The organism is Halomonas sp. PGE1 (assembly GCF_013000985.1).
Lineage (GTDB): Bacteria > Pseudomonadota > Gammaproteobacteria > Pseudomonadales > Halomonadaceae > Halomonas > Halomonas alkalicola.
Genome location: NZ_CP053032.1, coordinates 2,906,182 through 2,924,728 on the forward strand (window position 1 = coordinate 2,906,182; position 18,547 = coordinate 2,924,728).

Below are 18,547 nucleotides of genomic sequence, written 5' to 3' on the forward strand. Positions count from 1 at the left end.
GGGGAAACGGGGGTGTCAAACGCGCACAAAGAAAAAGTCCGGCGGAGGGGGCCGCCGGACAAGAGCAAGGGATCATTCAAGGGAACACCTACTCTGAGGGCGGGTGACGCGGAGAGTTCACGCCGTCGAGGAAAAAAAGATGTAATTTTTTGTATCCATCGCTCTGGTCATTCGAAGGTGATCTCCCAGGGCCGTGGGCGCACCTGCTCCTCGCGGGGGACTCGCAGCCAGACGAAGTGGTCCGCATTGAGCTCGCGCTCGCCGCTCCAGCGGTAGGCCACCAGGCGGCCGAACTTCACCGCACTGTAGTCCAGGCAGGCCACGTTGGGCGCCGGCAGGGCCGGGATGCCCTCGCACCAGTAGTGGCCAATGAACAGCGGCGGCTCGTCGGGCCCGTAGCGGGCCAAGCGCGTGCGCTCCTCGTCTGACAGCGGCCGCAGCTCGAGATCACCTGGCAGGTTGTCGGGCTGGAACACCACGTCGCCCCAGGTCTCGGGCGACTGTGCCCAGAAGTGGGTGCGAAAGCTGCGTCGCGTGAAGCCATCGCCGGAGTGGATCTCGACGCCCAGCGGCAGCGGCATCTGGGTGCCACGGGTCAGGCGATCGAGGATACGAAAGGCGCCGGTGCCGGGCGCCGTGGACTCGATCAGGAAGGTCTCGTCCATGCAGCCATCCGGGCGGCGCCTGCGCAGCTCGTCGATCAGCGGCTGGTCCCAGCAGGCGTGCACCACGCGCAGGCCGCCCTCCTCCAGGCACAGCGGGATCTCCATGAACCAGGCCAGCGCCTCCTCCCACTCCTGGGGGTGGTCGCGGTACTGCTCCAGGGTCTCCTTGATGATGCGGTTGTTGCGGGGGGTATGCTCGCGCAGCCATTCGCGCCCCAGTCCCGTGGGCGCGCGATGGCAGTAGGCCAGGGCGTTGTACTCATGGTTGCCCATGACGATCCTGGCCTCGCCCTCCTCCACCATGCGACTGGCGATCTGCACCGCCAGGCGGATACGCGGCCCGCGATCGATCAGGTCGCCCAGGAAGATGACCCGGCGCCGAGGGTGGCGATAGACGCCGCCGCGCTGGTGGTAGCCCATCTTCTCGAGCAGGGCCGCCAGGGTGGCGCCGCAGCCGTGCACGTCGCCGATCAGGTCATACCCCTCGAGTCTCGCCCGTGTCGTCACATCAGTCTCCCAGGCGGTTGCTCCAGCCCAGCTTGCTGCGCAGGACCTCGAAGAAGTTGTGACCGAGCGGATGCACCAGCTGAACGCACTGCGGCTTGCGGCGAATCACCAGCACATCGTCGGGCTTGGCCACGGCGCGGGTCTGGCCGTCGCAGCTGATATGCGGGTAGGTCTGGTTGGTCTCGCCGATGTGGATGCGGATCTCGCTGGCGGCATCGATGACGATGGGCCGGCTGGAGAGGGTGTGCGGGAACATCGGCACCAGGGTCACCACGTCGAGCTTGGGGTGCATGATCGGGCCGCCGCCGGAGAGCGAGTAGGCGGTGGAGCCGGTGGGCGTGGCGATGATCAGGCCATCGCTGCGCTGGCTATAGACGAACTGGCCATCGACGAACAGCTCGAATTCGATCATGCGCACCGCCTTGCCGGGGTGCAGCACCACCTCGTTCAAGGCATCGCCGCTGCCCACCAGGGTGCCATCGCGGTAGAGCTCGGCATCCAGCAGGAAGCGCTCCTCCACCTCATACTCGCCATCGAGCACCTCACCCACGCGGGTCTCGAGCTCGTCGGGCGAGATATCGGTCAGAAAGCCCAGCCGGCCGCGGTTGACGCCCAGCACCAAGGTGCCGCTATGGCACAGGGTACGGGCCGCCCCCAGCAGGCTGCCGTCGCCGCCCACCACGATCACCAGGTCGCAGAGCTGCCCCATGGTGCGCCGGCTCGACTCGACATGGCCGTGGTCGAGAAGCACCGTGGCGGTGCGGTCCTCGATGATCACATGCAGGCCCCGCTCCTCCAGGAAGCGGATCAGGCGCTTCAGGGTATCGACCACCTTGGCGCTGCCCAGGCGGCCGATCAGGCCGATATTGCGGAAGGACGCCTGCTCGTCGCGTCCCTTTGGTGAACTCTTGTCGGATGACATGCACGGGCCTCTCGCATCGCAGCGGCCCATTATGGGCACTGGCCTGCGCCCCGGCAAACGGCCTTGGCGGCGGCCTCAGGCGGGCCGCGGCGCGCGGCGCTTGAGCCAGCGCTCGTTGAGCCACAGCGAACCGGCGATGATCGCCCCGCCCAGCGCCAGTCGAACGAGGTCCGCGTCGCGGTTCCAGATCACCAGGTTGACCACCAGGCCCGCGGGAATCAGGGCGTTGTTCATGATCGCCAGGGCCCCGGCATCGACCCGGGTGGCACCCAGGTTCCACAGGAAGTAGCCCACCCCGGAGGCCACCAGCCCCAGCCACAGCAGTACGCCCCACTGCACGCCGGTGGTGGGCAGGGCGCTGGCGTTGCCCAGCAGGGCGAAGGCCGGCAGGGCGACGACCAGCGCGCCCAGGTAGAACCAGGCGAAGACGCTGTGGCGCGGCAGCGAGTCGGGGAGCTCCGCGGAGAGGCGCCGATAGCCCACCTGGCCCAGGGCGAAGCAGAGGTTGGCCCCCTGCACCACCAGGAAGCCGAGCAGGAAGCCGCTGTCGAGGCCATCGTAGCGAATCACCCCGGCCCCCAGCACGGCCAGCGCCGCGGTGAGCAGGTAGAAGGGGGTGAAGCGGCCGAACAGGGCGTCGTCGAGCAGGGTGATATAGAGCGGCGTGAAGATGGTGAAGAGCAGCACCTCGGGCACCGAGAGCAGCAGGAAGGACTGGTAGAAGAAAATGTACATCACCCCGAGCTGCACCGCCCCGAGCCCCATCAGGGCCAGGCGCTGGCGACCGCGCAGCAGCCCCGGGCGCAGGAAGGGCAGGAAGACCAGGGCCGCCAGCACCACCCGCATCGCCACGGCGAAATAGCTGTCCACCTGACCGGCCAGGTAGACGCCGATCAGCGAGAACGAGAAGGCCCACAGCACGGTAACGCCGACGAGATAGCCCACGGTCAACTCCAGAAGAAAGTCAGGTTGACGGCGATTATACGCCTACCGAAGGCCCTGCCAAGCCCCGTTCGACGCCCCTGCTGCCTGCCTCGCTCAATGCGGGGGACGGGTCACCAGGCGCCAGGCATAGAGCACCCCCGGGACCCAGCCCAGCAGCGTCAGCAGCAGGCAGCGCCCGACCCTTCCGTCCGAGCCACGCGCAAGCCCCACCGCCAGGGGTGGCATCAGTACGGCCAGCGCCAGCAGTGCCGTGCGGGGTTCGGCCGGGGCTGGCGCCGCGGAAGACGGCGCCACACCCTTCTCGGCTGGAGGGGGTGCGCCGCGGACCTCGTGGGCGCCGATGCCCGCGGGCGGCGGGTGGTCGAGCAGCCGGCGGTGCGCCTCGCGGTCGATCTTCTGCTGCAGGGTCTCGGCGCCGTCGGCCAGCTCATCGTGGTAGCGCTCCCACTCCTCCCAGTCGTGGGGCGTACCGGAGCGCGGCCGGTGGTCACCGGCCTCGCGGGCCCGGGCCCAGGCCTTCTCCTCCAGGGTGGTGGGACGCTCGGCGTCGCGGTCGCCGTCGAGGCCCTTCCTGGCCAGGTATTCGCGGGCATCCATGGGAGCTCCTGTGTCGTCGGGGGCACACTCTCTTGGAGATCGTGGCGCCGGCTGGGGTTCCGGCCGGGCTTGCACAGCGTTGACGGTTTAACGCCCGCCGGGCTCGGCAGCGGCCGAGGGTCGACTATGCTGTAGGCGAACCGGGCTGATGATGAACCGGCACAAGGAGATACGCCATGCCCAACAAGGCCCCCACCACCGTTCGCGAGATCATGTCCCGTGACTGCTATCGGGTCACCGCCAAGACCGCCGTGTCGACCCTGGCCGAAGGGCTGTCACTGCACCGGCTGCCCGGCGTCCCGGTGGTCGACGAGCACGATCACCTGATCGGCTTCATCTCGGAGCAGGATGTGCTCGGCAAGGTGCTGGAGAGCACCTACCTCAACGAGGAGCCGCCGCTGGTGCGGGAGTTGATGCGCCACGAGGTGCTCACCGTCACGCCCAACAAGAGCATCACCGACCTGGCCCAGGAGATGCTGGGCAGCAAGCCCAAGGTCTACCCGGTGGTCGAACAGGAGCGCCTGGTAGGCATCGTCACGCGCCGCGACGTCCTCAACGCCATTCTCAGCATGCGCCACAAGCACAACCACTGAGCGACTTCCCGCGCGCCTCGCCGGCCCTCCGGCGAGGCGCGCGGCCGTCTCGGCCCCGCCACCGCCCATCCTGTGCCCAAAAAGAAGGCCGCCTCCATGGGGAAGCGGCCAAGCATCGATCGAAAAACTGCGAGCCAGAACAACAGTGTTAGCGACTGCTATCGCGCTGTTGCCTGTGCTAACTCAGACAGTGCTGCGAGAAAAAGTTCGGGAAGGGGCGAAAATTTCTGGCCGGGTCCCGCATCGTCCCGTGCTCGTCGCCCCTGGGCCTGCCGGCAACACGGTGCAAAAACAGCCACTTGCGTCATAATCGTGAAAAAGAGCGCGACGCGGCTTGCAAGGCTAAGCGGTTGGTTTTACTATCGATTCCGCCCAGCGGGTGTAGCTCAATGGTAGAGCAGAAGCTTCCCAAGCTTAAGACGAGGGTTCGATTCCCTTCACCCGCTCCACGTTATTGCAGTACTTTTTTCATTTTATACGTGGGTTCAGGAGCCCTCCCCGGGGTCACTTATGAGATGGGATCCTTCTCTGGTGGCGCCCATGGCCCTCTTCCTGCTCGTCTTCGCTGTCTGCCTGCTGATCTTCGGCGGTATGGTGGCACTGCTGCTGCTTTCCGGCACGCCGCGCTACCGAACCGAACCCGCCCAGCTGCTCGATCTGATCGATCGTGCCCTGCACAGCCAGGTCGGTGAGACCGAGTGGAATACCATCATCGGCTACCCCATCCGCCATGACGAGACCCTCGACGGCATCCGCCGCCGCGCCCAGCGCCTGGTCGATGAGCATGGCAACCACGGCCGGGTCACCCGCGGCAAGCCGCTGCTCGACGCCACCGGCCAGGAGGAGCTCACCGCCCTGCGCGATCACCTCGCCCGGCACCTGGCCCTCCGGGAGCGTCCACCCAGCGTGGAATGAACCAGGGCCGCGAAACGCGTTAGAATGGAAAGCTCATCCCGCTTGAACGGGGCCCGACATGTCGAGTGCCATCCGCCAGATCCCCCTCGATACCGCCACACGCCATCACGCCCACAACTTTCACCAGATCGTGATCGGCCTGGAGGGGCAAGCAGAGTTCGAGATCGAAGGGCTGGGCGGAGCCATCTCCGCCTTCTCCGGCTGCATCGTCCCCGCCAATCATGTGCACTACTACGCCGGCACCGGCCAGAACCGTCAGCTGATTCTCGACCTGCCGAGTGAGGCCCACTGCCTCATCGGTATTCACCACGAGCTGTCGCGACTGTTCGACGCACCGCGCTTCTTTGCCCTGGATGAACCGCTCAAGCGCTACCTGGATTTCCTGCTGCTGGAGCTCGATGTCGCTGGCGGCAGCGAGCCACAGCAGGAGCGCCTGGCGGCCACCCTGCTCGGCTGCCTGAACGACCGCCTGCCCGATGCCCCCGCCCCACCCCGCGGCCGCCGGCTCGACCTGGCCCGCCTGGACCGCTTCATCGAGCGCCATCTGGCAAGCCCCCTCAGCGTCGCCGACCTGGCCCGGGAGGCCTGTCTCAGCGAGGCCCACTTTCGCCTCTGCTTTCGCGAGCAGGCCGGCGTGACGCCATGGCAGTACGTGCGCACTCGCCGCCTGGAAGCCGCACGGTATCTGCTCACGGGAAGCGCCCTGCCGCTTTCCGAGGTCGCCGCCCGGACCGGATTCGCCAGCCAGAGCGCCCTCTCCCACGCCTGCCGGGAAGCCTTCGGCCAGCCCCCCAGCCGCCTGCGACACCCCGGTCGGCTCAACGGTCAGCGCCCCCCCTCGCTTCGATGAGACGTCTCCCGCCACGGACGATCCCCCCAGCACATAATTAGACCAACGTCTAATACCCTGAACAGTCAGGCGCCAGAAACCGCGGAATCAACACGTTCTTCCGCGGAATTCGCAAGCGGCGCCGCAGGCACGCTCCTACCCTCTTGGGCATGGCCGTACCTGCGGCTCCCTACCGCCTGACGACACCACCAGGGAACCTTTCATGCTCGACTCCAACAAGATGCTGGACAACGCCACCTGGCAGCAGGACCTCGACACCCTCTTTGCTCGCATCAGCGACCACTACGTGGTCGACGAGGAGGCCTTCGTGGCCGAGCTGATCAAGGCGCTGGACGCCGACTCCCGCGACTTCCAGCGTATTGCCGACAAGACCGGCGAGCTGGTCCGCGAGGTCCGCGAGATGGATACCGCCGTGGACTCCATCGACGAGCTGCTCCAGCAGTACAGCCTCGACACCCACGAGGGGCTGATGCTGATGTGCCTGGCCGAGGCCATGCTGCGCATTCCCGACACGGCCACCGCCGATGCACTGATCGAGGACAAGCTCGGTCCCGCCGACTGGAAATCCCACCTCGGCCAGAGCGACTCCTGGTTCGTCAACGCCTCCACCTGGGGCCTGCTGATGACCGGCCGGGTGATCAACCTGGACCACCCCAAGGATGGCCGGCCGGCCAGCTTCATCAACAAGCTGGTCAACCGCATGGGCGAGCCGGTGATCCGCCGCGCCATGCGCGAGGCGATGAAGGTGATGGGCAAGCAGTTCGTGCTGGGGCGCGATATCGACGAGGCGCTCAAGCGCTCCCGGCCGCTGTTCGACAAGGGCTACACCTACTCCTACGACATGCTCGGAGAGGCGGCGCGCACCCGCAGCGACGCGGCCAAGTACTTCAACGACTATGCCCGCGCCATCGAGCGGGTGGGCAAGACCAGCAAGGCGCTCTCCGCGAAGACCCCGGCGCCCTCGGTCTCCATCAAGCTCTCGGCCCTGCACCCCCGCTACGAGTTCGGGCGCCGCGACCAGGTCCTGCACGAGCTGGTCGACAGCGTGAAGAAGCTCGCCGCCATGGCCCGCGAGCTCGACGTGGCCCTGACCATCGACGCCGAGGAGGTCGACCGACTGGAGATCTCCCTGGAGGTGTTCCGTGCGGTCTACGAGAGCGATGTCGGCAGGGGCTGGGGGCACTTCGGGCTGGTGGTGCAGGCCTACTCCAAGCGCGCCCTGCCGGTGCTGCACTATCTCAACCGGCTGGCCGACCAGCAGGGTGACGAGATCCCCCTGCGCCTGGTCAAGGGCGCCTACTGGGACAGCGAGATCAAGGAGTCCCAGCAGCTCGGGGTCGACGGCTACCCGGTCTACACCCGCAAGGCCAGCACCGACGTGGCCTACCTGGTGTGCGCGCGCTTCCTGCTCTCGGACGCCACCCGCGGGCGCATCTTCCCGCAGTTCGCCACCCACAACGCCCACACCATCAGCACCATCCTGGAGCTGGCCAACGACGCCTCCCGTCCGTTCGAGTTCCAGCGCCTGCACGGCATGGGCGAGGCGCTCTACGACGCGGCCCTGACCCGCGCGCCCAAGGGCACCTACTGCCGCATCTATGCGCCCGTGGGTGCCCACAAGGACCTGCTCCCCTACCTGGTACGGCGGCTGCTCGAGAACGGCGCCAACTCGTCGTTCGTGCACCAGCTGGTGGACCCCGACGTGCCGGTGGCGTCGCTCTGCGTGCACCCGGCCGAGACCCTGCGCCAGTACCAGACCTACGCCAACCCGCGCATTCCCCTGCCGCGTGACATCTTCGGCCCCGGCCGCCCCAACTCCCGCGGCGTGAACCTCAACGTGCGCAGCCAGTACCAGCCGCTGATGGATGAGATGGCCGCCAGCATGGAGAAGGAGCACCGGGTCGGGCCGCTGCTGGCCTTCGAGGTGGCCGATGACCCGGCCAGCCAGCACGCGGTCGCAAGCCCCTACGACCGCCGCAAGCGGGTCGGGATTGTGCAGTGGACCAGCGCCGAGCAGGCCGCCCGCGCCGTGGATGCCGCCTGGGCTGCCTTCCCGCGCTGGGAGAGCACCCCGGTGGCCGAGCGCGCCGCCATCGTCCGCCGCCTCGGCGACCTGATGGAGGCCCATATGGCCGAGCTGATGACGCTCTGCTCCCGGGAGGGGGGCAAGCTGCTCACCGATGGCGTCGACGAGATCAAGGAGGCGGTGGACTTCTGCCGCTACTACGCCATGAAAGCGGAGGAGCTGTTCGGCCAGCCCATCGCCCTGCCCGGCCCCACCGGCGAATCCAACCAGCTGATGCTCGCCGGTAAGGGCGTCTTTGCGGCGATCAGCCCCTGGAACTTCCCGGTGGCGATCTTCTGCGGCCAGGTGGTGGCCGCCGCCGTGGCCGGCAACACCGTGCTGGCCAAGCCCGCCGAGCAGACCTCCATCGTCGCCCACCGGGTGATCGAGCTGCTCCATGAGGCCGGCATGCCCCGCGACGTGGTCCAGCTGCTGCCCGGCGATGGGCCCACCGTGGGCAGCGTGCTGACCAGCGATCCGCGCATCACCGGCGTGGTCTTCACCGGCGGCACCGATACGGCACAGATCATCAACCGCGCCCTGGCCGCCCGCGAGGGAGCCGCCCTGCCCACCCTGATCGCCGAGACCGGCGGCATGAACGCCATGATCGTCGACTCCACCGCCCTGCCGGAGCAGGTGGTCGCCGATGTCATCCAGTCCGCCTTCCAGAGCGCCGGCCAGCGCTGCTCGGCGCTGCGCGTACTCTACCTCCAGGAGGACGTGGCCGACCGGGTCATCACGATCCTCGAGGGCGCCATGAATGAACTGCGCGTGGCCGACCCCCGCGACCTGGGCACCGACGTCGGCCCGGTGATCGACGAGGACGCTCGCCGCGGCCTCGGGGCCCATATCGAGAGGCTCAAGGCCGAGGGACGCCTGGTCGCCGAGACCCGCCTCGACCCGCGGCTCACCGGCGACGGCACCTTCGTCGCCCCGGTGGCCTTCGAGATCGACGGCATCGAGGCGCTGGAGCGGGAACAGTTCGGCCCGATACTGCACATTGTGCGCTACCGGGCCAGCGAGATCGACCGGGTGATCGAGTCGATCAACGGGCGGGGTTATGGACTGACCTTCGGCGTTCATAGCCGCAATGAGTCCTTCGCCGATGAAATAGCGCAGAAGATTCGCGTTGGCAATGTGTACGTCAACCGCAATATCATCGGCGCCGTCGTGGGCGTTCAGCCCTTCGGCGGCCAGGGCCTCTCCGGGACCGGACCCAAGGCCGGCGGGCCGCACTACCTGCTGCGCTTCGCCACGGAAAAGACGGTGACCGTCAACACCGCCGCGCTGGGCGGCAACGCGTCACTGCTTGCGCTGGGAGACGAGTGAGCCCCGCTCGTCTGTAACGACAATAAACTGAAGGAACCCCCTAATGGTTCAGAACAACATGGCCATCGGCTTCACCTTCGTGGTGTACCTGGCACTGATGCTCGGCATCGGCATCGTCGCCTACAAGCGCACCACCAACCTCTCCGACTATATCCTCGGCGGCCGCTCGCTCGGCCCCTGGACCTCGGCGATCTCCGCCGGCGCCTCGGACATGTCCGGCTGGCTGCTGCTCGGCCTGCCCGGCGCGGCCTACGTCAGCGGCATCTCGGCCAGCTGGATCGCCGTGGGCCTGCTGATCGGCACCTGGCTCAACTGGCTGATCGTGGCGCGCCGCCTGCGCCTCTACAGCTTCAAGGTCAGTGACGCCCTGACCCTGCCGGAGTACTTCGCCAACCGCTTCCAGGACAAGTCGCACCTGCTGCGGGTGATCTCGGCGATCTTCATCCTGATGTTCTTCCTCTTCTACACCAGCTCGGGCCTGGTGGCCGGCGGCCGGCTGTTCGAGACCGTGTTCGGCTTCGACTACCGCATCGCCGTCACCATCGGCACCCTGACCATCATCATGTACACCTTCATCGGTGGCTTCCTGGCGGTCTCCTGGACCGACCTGATCCAGGGCCTGATGATGGCGGCGGCGCTGGCCATCGTGCCGATCATCGCCTTCAGCGATCTCGGCGGGGCGAGCGGCGCCGGCGCGGCCCTGGCCGCCGAGAGCGAGTACATGCTGGCCTGGTTCCGCGACGCCTCCACCGGCGAGGCACTCTCCGTCATCGGCATCGTCAGCTCCCTGGCCTGGGGCCTCGGCTACTTCGGCCAGCCCCATATCCTGGCCCGCTTCGCCGCCATCCGCAGCGACCGTGACATCCCCGCCGCCCGCCGCATCGCGGTGAGCTGGACCGCCATCGCGCTGGTCAGCTCCATCGCCGTGGGCCTGCTCGGCGTGGGCTTCGTGCAGCGCGACCTGGCCGACGGCGAGACGGTGTTCATGGTGATGGTCAACCTGATCTTCCATCCGGTGATCGCCGGTATCCTGCTGGCCGCCATCCTGGCCGCCATCATGTCCACCGCCGACTCCCAGCTGCTGGTCTCCTCCTCGGCGCTGACCGACGACTTCTACAAGGCGATCTTCCGCAAGGAGGCCTCGCAGTCCGAGCTGGTGTGGGTGGGCCGCTTCGCGGTGATCGGCATCGCCGTGCTGGCCTACCTGCTGGCGCTCAACCCCGATGCCACCGTGCTCGACCTGGTCGCCTACGCCTGGGCCGGCTTCGGTGCCGCCTTCGGCCCGGCGCTGATCATGTCGCTCTACTGGCGCCGCATGAACAAGTGGGGCGCCCTGGCCGGCATCGTGGTGGGCGGCATCACCGTAGTGGTGTGGGCCGAGCTCTCCGGCGGGATCTTCGACCTCTACGAGATCGTGCCCGGGGTGATCTTCGCCTATATCGCCATCGTGGTGGCGAGCCTGGCCACCGAGGAGCCGACGGACGCCATCACCGCCGACTTCGACACCTTCGACCGCACCTGAGTGCCGGGGGCCTGTCCCCTGCCACCCTGAACCGGAAAGCCGCCCCACGGGGCGGCTTTCTGCATTCCGGCGTGACCTAAAAGCAGGGGCGGGGGAAAGGCTCAGGCCAGCAACGCTCTTCCCACAAGCAGCAGGGCAAACAGCGCGAGCGCCACCAGGCTCCAGGGCGGCGACAGCAGCCGATGACCCCGGCGGCGCGGGGCCTGCAGCGCCAGCGGGCGCAGGAAGGCGGCGCCCAGGGCCCACAGCCCGAGCAGGATGGCCGGCAGCCTCAGCATGAATGGCAGTCCCTGGATCAATGCCGGCTGCAGCAGCAGCCAGACCGCCAGAAATGCCGCGACCAGCAGCGAAATTTCGGGCTCCCACCTCGCGCGACTCAGGCGCTGGGCAATCCGCATGGGTCTTCCCCCTGGCTTCTCCTTGTCCTCCCTCAAGTCAAGACGATTTCCGCCCGGAGCGCGAACCGTCGATTCCGCAGCGCGAAAAATCTTGTACAGCAAGGCCCGCGCCTGTGCCCCGTCGCCACCGCCGAAATCTCCCGTGATGCCGACCATCAGGGTCTATCACGGCCATCCAAAATCTTTACAAGACTTCTACCAAATGTTTTTCTATAGTCAGAATGTACAAGAAAAACCCCTCGGGCCTGTGACGCCCATGATCGATGCGAGGATACCCTGATGAAAAAGCACTTCCTTCTCACTGCCGCCCTGCTCTCCGCCGGGGGCCTCGTCGCCAGCCAGGCGGCCCTGGCCTACCAGGCGGGCGATATCTTTGTGCGCGGCGGCTACGCAAAGACAGACACGCGTTCAGACAACGGCCAGGCCGCCGAGTTAGACTTGGGGGTTAGCAGTGCCAGCGGCTTTACCTATGGTCTCGGCTATCTCTTCACCGACAAACTGGGGATAGAACTGAACAGCTCCGAAAAGTTCGAGCACGACCTGACTCTCGGCGGCGGTGAGTTCGGCAGCGTCGATCGGATGCCGATCAATCTTCTGGTCAACTACTACCCGCTGGGCGGCATGGACTCACGCGTGCAGCCCTACGTGGGCGCCGGCCTCAACTACACCCGCTTCTCCGGCGAAGATACCCCTCTGCCGATCGACGTGCGCCGCAGCTATGGCGCCATCGGCCAGCTGGGCGTGGATCTCGCCGTGGCCCAGGGCGTGATGCTCAATGGCTTTGTGAGCTATGCCGATGTCTCGGCGGACGTGCGGCTCGAAGGCGACAAGATCGGCGAGGCCAAGATCGACCCCATGACCATCGGTGGCGGCATCACCTACCGCTTCTGATTCCTACCTATCTTCTGCCACGGCGCCGGGCACCTGCCCGGCGCCGTCGTGTCTGCACTTCTCCTTCTCGCTCGACCCGCGGTGATAAGAACTTTCACAATTCTTGACCACTCGTGACGGGACATTTGGAAACAGTGTTTCCTATAATGCTTTCGTCACAAGCCACCGGGCGTTCCGGCTAGGCTCTTGCGTGAAGCAACAGGAGGATCCTGACATGCGTACCACTCGACTGATCACCGCCGCCGCCATCGCTGCCAGCTGCGCCTTCGCCAGCCAGGCCGCCCTGGCCTACAGCGCCGGCGACACCTTCGTGCGCGGCGGCTTCGCCAAGTCCGACACCCGCTCCGACAACGGCGTGCTCGACGGCGTCAGCAGCGGCGAGACCGGCTTTACCTTCGGCGCCGGCTACCTGTTCCACGACAAGATCGGCGTGGAGCTCAACAGCTCCGAGAAGATCGAGCACACCATCGACGGTGGCAACACCATCGACCGGATGCCGGTCAACCTGCTGGTCAACTACTACCCGCTGGGCGGCCTGGACTCCCGCGTGCAGCCCTACGTGGGCGCCGGCCTCAACTACACCCGCTTCTCCGGCGAGCCGGAGGGCGTGGACGCCCGCCGTAGCTATGGCGCCGTGGGCCAGGTGGGCGTGGATCTCGCCATCACCGACAACCTGATGCTCAACGGCTTCGCCAACTACGCCGACGTGGACTCGCGGATCTCCGTGGACGGCGAGCGCATCGGCACCGCCAAGGTGGACCCGATGACCATCGGCGGCGGCGTGACCCTGCGCTTCTGATCGCCTGACGAAGCCGCCGCTGACCCAAGACGCCGGGCCCTGGCCCGGCGTCTTGCCGTCTGGTGGCCGGAAAGTTGTACCGAACGACTCTTGCTCTGGGTCAAGAACGCCACCAGGCGGACTGATTACACTGGCGACATCCCCTGGCAGGCCAAGCACTGTCACCTGTCAATGCCCAACAGCATCAACAAGGAGTTGCCTCCATGCGCAAACCCCTCCCCGCCCTGCTGGCCGCCGGCCTGGCCGCCGCCGCCTTCACCACCAGCACCCAGGCCCTGGCCTACGGCGCCGGCGACTTCTTTGCCCGCCTGGGCGTGGCCAAGGTGGCGCCGAAGAGTGATAACGGTGAACTCAACTTGGCTGGCCTTGACCCCTCACTTTCCTCCTATGGCGTCAATGTGGAAGATGACACGGGCTTTGCCTTTACTCTGGGCTACCGCTTCCACGATAACGTCGGTGTCGAGCTGCTGGCAGCCCTGCCCTTCAAGCACGACTTCCAAGTCGATGGCGTGACTGGCGGCTCTACCAAACATCTGCCGCCGACTCTGACCGTGCAGTACTACCCGCTGGGCGGCACCGCGGCCCTGGTACAGCCCTATGTGGGCGTGGGCGTCAACTACACCCGCTTCTCCAGCGAAAAAACCGACATTGGCCTGGACCTTGATCTCTCCAGCTCCTGGGGCGCCGCCGGTCAGGTGGGCGTGGACCTGCTGATCAACGACAACTGGGCGCTCAACGCCGCCGCTTGGTATATCGATATCGATACCGACGCTAAGATCGAAGGCGTTGACGTCGGAACGATCAAAATCGACCCCCTGGTGGTGATGGGCGGCATCAGCTACCGTTTCTGATCTTCCTTCGCACCATGACGAGGCCCGCCAGTGGCGGGCCTCGCTGCGTTGGCAGGGGCGAAATCCTCCCGCCACCACCACCGCTCCACCGAGCCCCCAAGTCTGGGCTCGGCCTGGATCGGCATCGGCCTGCTCGTGGGCGCGTTCTTCAACTGGACCCTGGTCGCGCCGCGCCTGTGGCAGCCGCAAGGCCACAGGCCACCAAGGCCTCAGTTCTCGGTGACCAGCCGGTCGACCGACGCCACGGCCTGGATCAGCATCTGCCGCTCGACCCCGCTGACCCCCGACTGGGCCAGCCACGCCTCCACGGCGGGGGCCACCTCGCACTTCGCCGGCATCGGCGCCCGCGCCTCCACCAGCGCCTCCAGGCGCACGATGAAGACGAAGCGCAGCCACTGCGGCAGCGACATGGTGTCGGCACAGAAGGGCTCGACGCTCTCGAAGGCGATGGGGTCTGGCCGGGCCATTCGCCACTGGTCGGTGGCGCGCATGGTGGCTTCCAGCTCGCGCAGGGCCGCCGCCAGCTCCTGATGTACGCTCATGGTGACGTCCTCTGGTGCATGAGCCGCCATTATCCCCACCGGCTCCCTCCCCGACCACCCCGCCGCACGCTCATCGCCGGGCGCAATCCCCGGGGTTGTGCACAGCGCGACGGCGTCTCGGGCAGCGTTGTGCACAGTTCACAGTTTTCCTGAACGGGGCTGTGGATAAACTCTGGAAAGGCGTCCAGGGGCCACGTCTCACGGGCCTCGCCGCGCATCGTTCAAGAATTGACCAGCCACCCCCTCCCGGCCGCCCCGAAGCTGCTGACAGCAAGGCACGACCAAGGTAGAGTGCACGGTTCGACGACGGGAGAGAGCATGCAGCCCATCAACACCTTACATGACTTCTTCGTGCGCAGCGGCGCCGCGGTACGGCTCTACCATCTGGGCAGACGCGTCGAGCCCTGCGAGATGGCGACCCTGGCGGCCTTCGAGGCGGGCGAGCAGGCCTGGCCGGCCCCCTGGCAGGGCCAGGCGCGTCTCGGCCTGGTGTTCCGCCTGGGTGACATGCCCGAGCCGGTCATCTGGTTCCTCGCCCTGCCCCTGGACGAACAGGGCCAGCTGGTGCCGGCGCCCCGCGACGCCTTCCTGCAGCGCCTGCTGGAGACCCTGGGGCGCAGCGTGCAAAGCGTCGGGCGCGAGGACGGCGAGGCGGTGGACAACCTGATGAAGGACAACCCGCTGGCCTTCACTCCCTCGCTGCCCTTCCAGGCCCTGCTGCATGCCCGCGCCAGTCTCGACCTGGACCTGCCGGCCAGCCAGCACCTGGAGCCGGTGGAGGCCTACCTGAGCGGCCAGCAGGCCATCGACTGGCAGGCCCTGGGCCTGCAGGGGCTGGCGGACTTCGTCGTGCGCATGGACGCCGATGAGCAGGCCCGGCTGGCCACCCGGCTGCCCGAGCTGCCCCACGAAGTGCTCACCTCGCTGTGCTACTGTCTGGAACATGTGGCCATCGGGGTTGGCCTTGTCCGGGCACTGCGCAACCGCGGTGAGGCGGCGGCCCGGGCCGGCGACATCGAAGTATTCTCCGCCTGCGTGCGCGCCGTGGCCGGCGCCGAGGGCGAGCTGGCCGGGGCCTGGTACGACGAGCTGCTGGCCGATGACGACGCCTGCGGCCCCGACCTGCTGGCGGCCATGGCCGGGCGCGGCTGGCGCCACCTGGAGGATGCTGAGCGGCTGCCCAACTTTCTCGGACGGCTGGCCGCCTGCGAGGCCGCCGACTTCATGAGCGTGGCCCGCGACCTCGCGCTGGTGCCGCGGCTGCGGCTGCCGGTGCTGATGACCCTGCGCGAGGCCGCCCCGGAGAGCCCGATCGGCCGCCGGCTGGCCGCCCTGACCCGCTGACAGGCCTGCAAGGATTCCCATGAGCATGAGAGAACTGCCCTACACCCCCAAGGCGGTGATCGGCCGTCGCGAGATGGTGGAACTGCCGGAGATGCACCTGACCCTGTGCGCCAAGGCCGACAGCGGCGCGCGCACCTCGGCGCTGCACGCCGAGGACATCGAATCCTTCGAGGAGGACGGCCACCTGTGGGTCAGCTTCACGACGCGCAGCGGCGGCCCGCACACGCCGCCCCACGTGTTCCGCATGCACCTGCATGACCGCCGCAAGGTGCGCAGCTCCAACGGCCAGGAGGAGTGGCGCTATGTGATCCGCACCACCATGCGCCTGGGCGACCTGGAGTTTCCGGTGGAGCTGACCCTGACCGACCGCCGCAACATGCGCCACCCCATGCTGCTGGGCCGCCGCGCCCTGCGCCGTCTGCTGGTGGCGCCCGGCGCCGCCTTCCTGCACGGCGAACCCTGAAGCGAACGCCACCCCGCCCCCCGGCCACTGGAGCCCCTCGATGCATATCGCGCTGCTGTCACGCAACCGCAATCTCTACTCCACCCGCCGCCTGGTGGAAGCCGCCGAACAGCGGGGCCACAGCATCCGGGTGGTGGATACCCTGCGCTGCTACATGAGCATCGCCGCCCACCACCCCTCGATCCACCTCAAGGGCGAGGAGCTCGAGCCCTTCGACGCGGTGATCCCGCGCATCGGCGCCTCGGTGACCTTCTACGGCTGCGCCGTGCTGCGCCAGTTCGAGATGATGGGCACCTACGTGATCAACGACTCGGTGGCCATCACCCGCTCCCGGGACAAGCTGCGCTCGCTGCAGCTGCTCTCCCGCAAGGGGCTGGGCCTGCCGATCACCGGCTTCGCCCACTCGCCCGACGACATCCCCGACCTGATCACCATGGTCAAGGGAGCCCCGCTGGTCATCAAGCTGCTGGAGGGCACCCAGGGCATCGGCGTGGTGCTGGCGGAGACCAACCAGGCCGCCGAGAGCGTGATCCAGGCCTTCATGGGCATGAAGGCCAACATCATGGTGCAGGAGTACATCAAGGAGGCCCGCGGCGCCGATATCCGCTGCTTCGTGATCGGCGACAAGGTGGTGGCGGCCATGAAGCGCCAGGCCGCCGAGGGCGAGTTCCGCTCCAACCTGCACCGCGGCGGCACCGCCAGCGTGATCCGCATCACGCCGGAGGAGCGCTCCACGGCGATCCGCGCCGCCAAGGCCATGGGCCTGCGAGTGGCAGGCGTCGACCTGCTGCGCTCCAACCACGGCCCGGTGATCATGGAGGTCAACTCCTCCCCCGGCCTGCAGGGCATCGAGACCGCCACCGGCAAGGACATCGCCGGCCTGATCATCGAGCATATCGAGAAGAATGCCGCCCCCAACCGCAAGGCACCGCCTAAACCCAAGGGGTAATTGCCAGAACGCCGCCGGCCAGGCCCAATAGGGGGATATTTATTCCTTCCCGGGGGTAGTAAAACAGTGTTTCCCCGGCCACAATCTGCGTCACCGGAGGAGGTGACCGCTCATGTTTCTCGACAATCGCCAGGTGGCGATGGACAGCGCCCTGGAGGCGCTGGCCGACAGCATCGACTATTTCCAGGACAATCTGGAGCGCCTGCGCCCAGCCCTGCGTGACACCCTGAAGCCTCACTACGAGGCCAGGAGCCGGTCGATGCGCGAGCTTCAGGAGCTGTCACGCAAGCATCTCAACATGCTGCCCCGCGATGCCGACGTGGAGCGCGACGACTACATGTGGCTGTGGAGCCGGCTGAAGAGCTTCGTCGGCAACGAGAGCCAGGTGGTGATCGGCGAGCTCCTCGAGCAGGAGCGGGTGCTGATGCAGGCCCTCTCGACCCTCTATACCCATCCCCTGCCCGATGCCATCGAGCCGGTGATCGAGGAGTGCTGGAAGGGCTGCCGGGCGCTGATCCGCGAACTCTACGCCCAGCAAAAGCCGCGCCGGCGCTGAGCCCGGCGCCTCAGCTTCACCGCACCTTCAGGGCCCCTCACCTTCGGGGCCCTTCACCTTTCGCGCCGTTCATTTTTCGCCCCTCCCCGTCAGCCGCCCTCGCCGGTGATGCCATCGTCTTCCGCGGGAGCCTCGCCGTCGGCAGTGAACAGCCAGGCTTCCCAGGAGCGCGGGGCAATCTCCAGCGGCTCCAGCGGCCCCAGGAAGTAGGGCTCGCGTCCCCACACATAGAGATCCCCCAGGGTGGCCACCCGCGCCACCCACTCCCGTGCCTGCAGCCGCCACTCTCCGCTGACCTTGCGCGAGGGCGATGGCACCGCGCAGCCGGTGACCTCCAGCCCCAGCGCATCGGCGATGAACAGCGCCCGGGGCAGGTGCCAGGCCTGGGTGATCAGCAGCGCCTGCTCGACGCCGAACACCTCCCGGGCCCGGGCCAGGGTGTCGAAGGTGCTGAAGCCGGCGTAATCCAGGGTCAGGTCGGCATCGGCCACCTGGCGGCCACGCAGGTCGCGCCACATGGTCACGGGCTCGTTGTAGAAGCGGGTACGGTTGTCGCCGGAGAGCAGCAGGTGATCGACGCGGCCCAGGCGCAGCAGCCGGGCCGAGGCGCTCATGCGTGCATCGAAGTAGGGATTGCGAACGCCACTGCGGGTCCAGTGGGAGGTGCCGAAGACGATCCCCACCCGCTCGCCGCCGCACAGCGGCAGGGTGTGCTCGATGCGCGAGTGGGTCCGGCCCAGCACCCAGAGATTGGCCGCCACGAACAGCAGGGCCGCCAGCAGCGCGGCGGCCCCCAGGGTCATCAGCAGCCCCCGCAGGGCCTTCCAGGCGGTTCGCTTCATGG

The 18,547-nt window shown here is 67.4% G+C and carries 19 protein-coding genes and 1 tRNA gene; 13 read left to right on the forward strand and 7 right to left on the reverse strand.

Features of this window, described 5'->3' with window-relative positions; all coding sequences use genetic code 11:
• Positions 1 to 167 precede the first annotated feature (167 nt).
• The 4 genes from HIR79_RS13725 to HIR79_RS13740 form a co-directional block, all read right to left on the reverse strand.
• Complete coding sequence (locus tag HIR79_RS13725; RefSeq protein WP_169958782.1) at positions 168 to 1,172, reverse strand: metallophosphoesterase; 1,005 nt, start codon at positions 1,170 to 1,172, stop codon at positions 168 to 170.
• 1 nt (position 1,173) lies between these two features.
• The gene (locus HIR79_RS13730) at positions 1,174 to 2,094 is read right to left on the reverse strand and encodes an NAD(+) kinase (protein ID WP_169958783.1); all 921 of its coding nucleotides are present in this window, start codon (positions 2,092 to 2,094) and stop codon (positions 1,174 to 1,176) included.
• Positions 2,095 to 2,169: 75 nt separating this feature from the next.
• Positions 2,170 to 3,039 (reverse strand): carboxylate/amino acid/amine transporter, encoded by an 870-nt coding sequence (locus tag HIR79_RS13735; RefSeq protein ID WP_169958784.1) that lies wholly within the window; start codon positions 3,037 to 3,039, stop codon positions 2,170 to 2,172.
• Between the two features lie 93 nt (positions 3,040 to 3,132).
• Entirely contained in the window at positions 3,133 to 3,636 is a 504-nt protein-coding gene (locus HIR79_RS13740; RefSeq protein WP_169958785.1) for a YqaE/Pmp3 family membrane protein, read from the reverse strand.
• A 176-nt stretch (positions 3,637 to 3,812) separates the two neighbouring features.
• Here HIR79_RS13740 and HIR79_RS13745 point away from each other — a divergent pair, with 176 nt between their 5' ends.
• The 6 genes from HIR79_RS13745 (at position 3,813) to putP (ending at position 10,910) form a co-directional block, all read left to right on the forward strand.
• On the forward strand, positions 3,813 to 4,229 hold the full coding sequence (locus HIR79_RS13745) for a CBS domain-containing protein (protein WP_169958786.1): 417 nt from the start codon (positions 3,813 to 3,815) through the stop codon (positions 4,227 to 4,229).
• A 375-nt stretch (positions 4,230 to 4,604) separates the two neighbouring features.
• Positions 4,605 to 4,678, forward strand: a tRNA-Gly gene (locus HIR79_RS13750).
• A gap of 91 nt (positions 4,679 to 4,769) precedes the next feature.
• A complete protein-coding gene (locus HIR79_RS13755; protein WP_169958787.1) occupies positions 4,770 to 5,144 on the forward strand; it encodes a hypothetical protein in 375 nt (124 codons plus the stop codon).
• 58 nt (positions 5,145 to 5,202) lie between these two features.
• The gene (locus HIR79_RS13760; RefSeq protein WP_169958788.1) at positions 5,203 to 5,994 is read left to right on the forward strand and encodes an AraC family transcriptional regulator; all 792 of its coding nucleotides are present in this window, start codon (positions 5,203 to 5,205) and stop codon (positions 5,992 to 5,994) included.
• A gap of 202 nt (positions 5,995 to 6,196) precedes the next feature.
• Complete coding sequence (gene putA, locus HIR79_RS13765; protein ID WP_169958789.1) at positions 6,197 to 9,388, forward strand: bifunctional proline dehydrogenase/L-glutamate gamma-semialdehyde dehydrogenase PutA; 3,192 nt, start codon at positions 6,197 to 6,199, stop codon at positions 9,386 to 9,388.
• Between the two features lie 43 nt (positions 9,389 to 9,431).
• Positions 9,432 to 10,910 (forward strand): sodium/proline symporter PutP, encoded by a 1,479-nt coding sequence (putP, locus tag HIR79_RS13770; protein WP_169958790.1) that lies wholly within the window; start codon positions 9,432 to 9,434, stop codon positions 10,908 to 10,910.
• A gap of 101 nt (positions 10,911 to 11,011) precedes the next feature.
• Here putP and HIR79_RS13775 read toward each other — a convergent pair whose 3' ends face one another.
• Positions 11,012 to 11,308 (reverse strand): hypothetical protein, encoded by a 297-nt coding sequence (locus HIR79_RS13775; protein WP_169958791.1) that lies wholly within the window; start codon positions 11,306 to 11,308, stop codon positions 11,012 to 11,014.
• A 279-nt stretch (positions 11,309 to 11,587) separates the two neighbouring features.
• On the opposite strand from HIR79_RS13775, the gene HIR79_RS13780 reads away from it, so the two are divergent.
• From HIR79_RS13780 to HIR79_RS13790, 3 genes are all read left to right on the forward strand, one after another.
• On the forward strand, positions 11,588 to 12,199 hold the full coding sequence (locus HIR79_RS13780; protein WP_169958792.1) for an OmpW/AlkL family protein: 612 nt from the start codon (positions 11,588 to 11,590) through the stop codon (positions 12,197 to 12,199).
• A gap of 214 nt (positions 12,200 to 12,413) precedes the next feature.
• The gene (locus HIR79_RS13785) at positions 12,414 to 12,998 is read left to right on the forward strand and encodes an OmpW/AlkL family protein (RefSeq protein WP_169958793.1); all 585 of its coding nucleotides are present in this window, start codon (positions 12,414 to 12,416) and stop codon (positions 12,996 to 12,998) included.
• 203 nt (positions 12,999 to 13,201) lie between these two features.
• Entirely contained in the window at positions 13,202 to 13,849 is a 648-nt protein-coding gene (locus HIR79_RS13790) for an OmpW/AlkL family protein (protein ID WP_169958794.1), read from the forward strand.
• A 209-nt stretch (positions 13,850 to 14,058) separates the two neighbouring features.
• Here the strand turns inward: HIR79_RS13790 and HIR79_RS13795 are convergent, their stop codons facing one another.
• Positions 14,059 to 14,391: a YqcC family protein gene (locus HIR79_RS13795; RefSeq protein ID WP_169958795.1), complete on the reverse strand. Its 333-nt coding sequence runs from the start codon at positions 14,389 to 14,391 to the stop codon at positions 14,059 to 14,061.
• A 318-nt stretch (positions 14,392 to 14,709) separates the two neighbouring features.
• Here HIR79_RS13795 and HIR79_RS13800 point away from each other — a divergent pair, with 318 nt between their 5' ends.
• The 4 genes from HIR79_RS13800 to HIR79_RS13815 all read left to right on the forward strand — a co-directional run bounded on the left by HIR79_RS13800 (position 14,710) and on the right by HIR79_RS13815 (position 17,703).
• Positions 14,710 to 15,735 carry a DUF3549 family protein gene (locus tag HIR79_RS13800; protein WP_110070477.1) on the forward strand — a complete coding sequence of 342 codons (1,026 nt, stop codon included), beginning with the start codon at positions 14,710 to 14,712 and terminating at the stop codon, positions 15,733 to 15,735.
• A gap of 25 nt (positions 15,736 to 15,760) precedes the next feature.
• Positions 15,761 to 16,198, forward strand: coding sequence for an ATP-dependent zinc protease family protein (locus HIR79_RS13805; RefSeq protein WP_110070484.1), 438 nt, complete (start codon positions 15,761 to 15,763; stop codon positions 16,196 to 16,198).
• A 40-nt stretch (positions 16,199 to 16,238) separates the two neighbouring features.
• The gene (gene rimK, locus HIR79_RS13810) at positions 16,239 to 17,147 is read left to right on the forward strand and encodes a 30S ribosomal protein S6--L-glutamate ligase (RefSeq protein ID WP_110070476.1); all 909 of its coding nucleotides are present in this window, start codon (positions 16,239 to 16,241) and stop codon (positions 17,145 to 17,147) included.
• Positions 17,148 to 17,259: 112 nt separating this feature from the next.
• Entirely contained in the window at positions 17,260 to 17,703 is a 444-nt protein-coding gene (locus HIR79_RS13815) for a hypothetical protein (protein WP_110070475.1), read from the forward strand.
• Between the two features lie 89 nt (positions 17,704 to 17,792).
• Here the strand turns inward: HIR79_RS13815 and HIR79_RS13820 are convergent, their stop codons facing one another.
• Complete coding sequence (locus HIR79_RS13820) at positions 17,793 to 18,545, reverse strand: SanA/YdcF family protein (protein ID WP_240407752.1); 753 nt, start codon at positions 18,543 to 18,545, stop codon at positions 17,793 to 17,795.
• Positions 18,546 to 18,547: the final 2 nt, after the last annotated feature.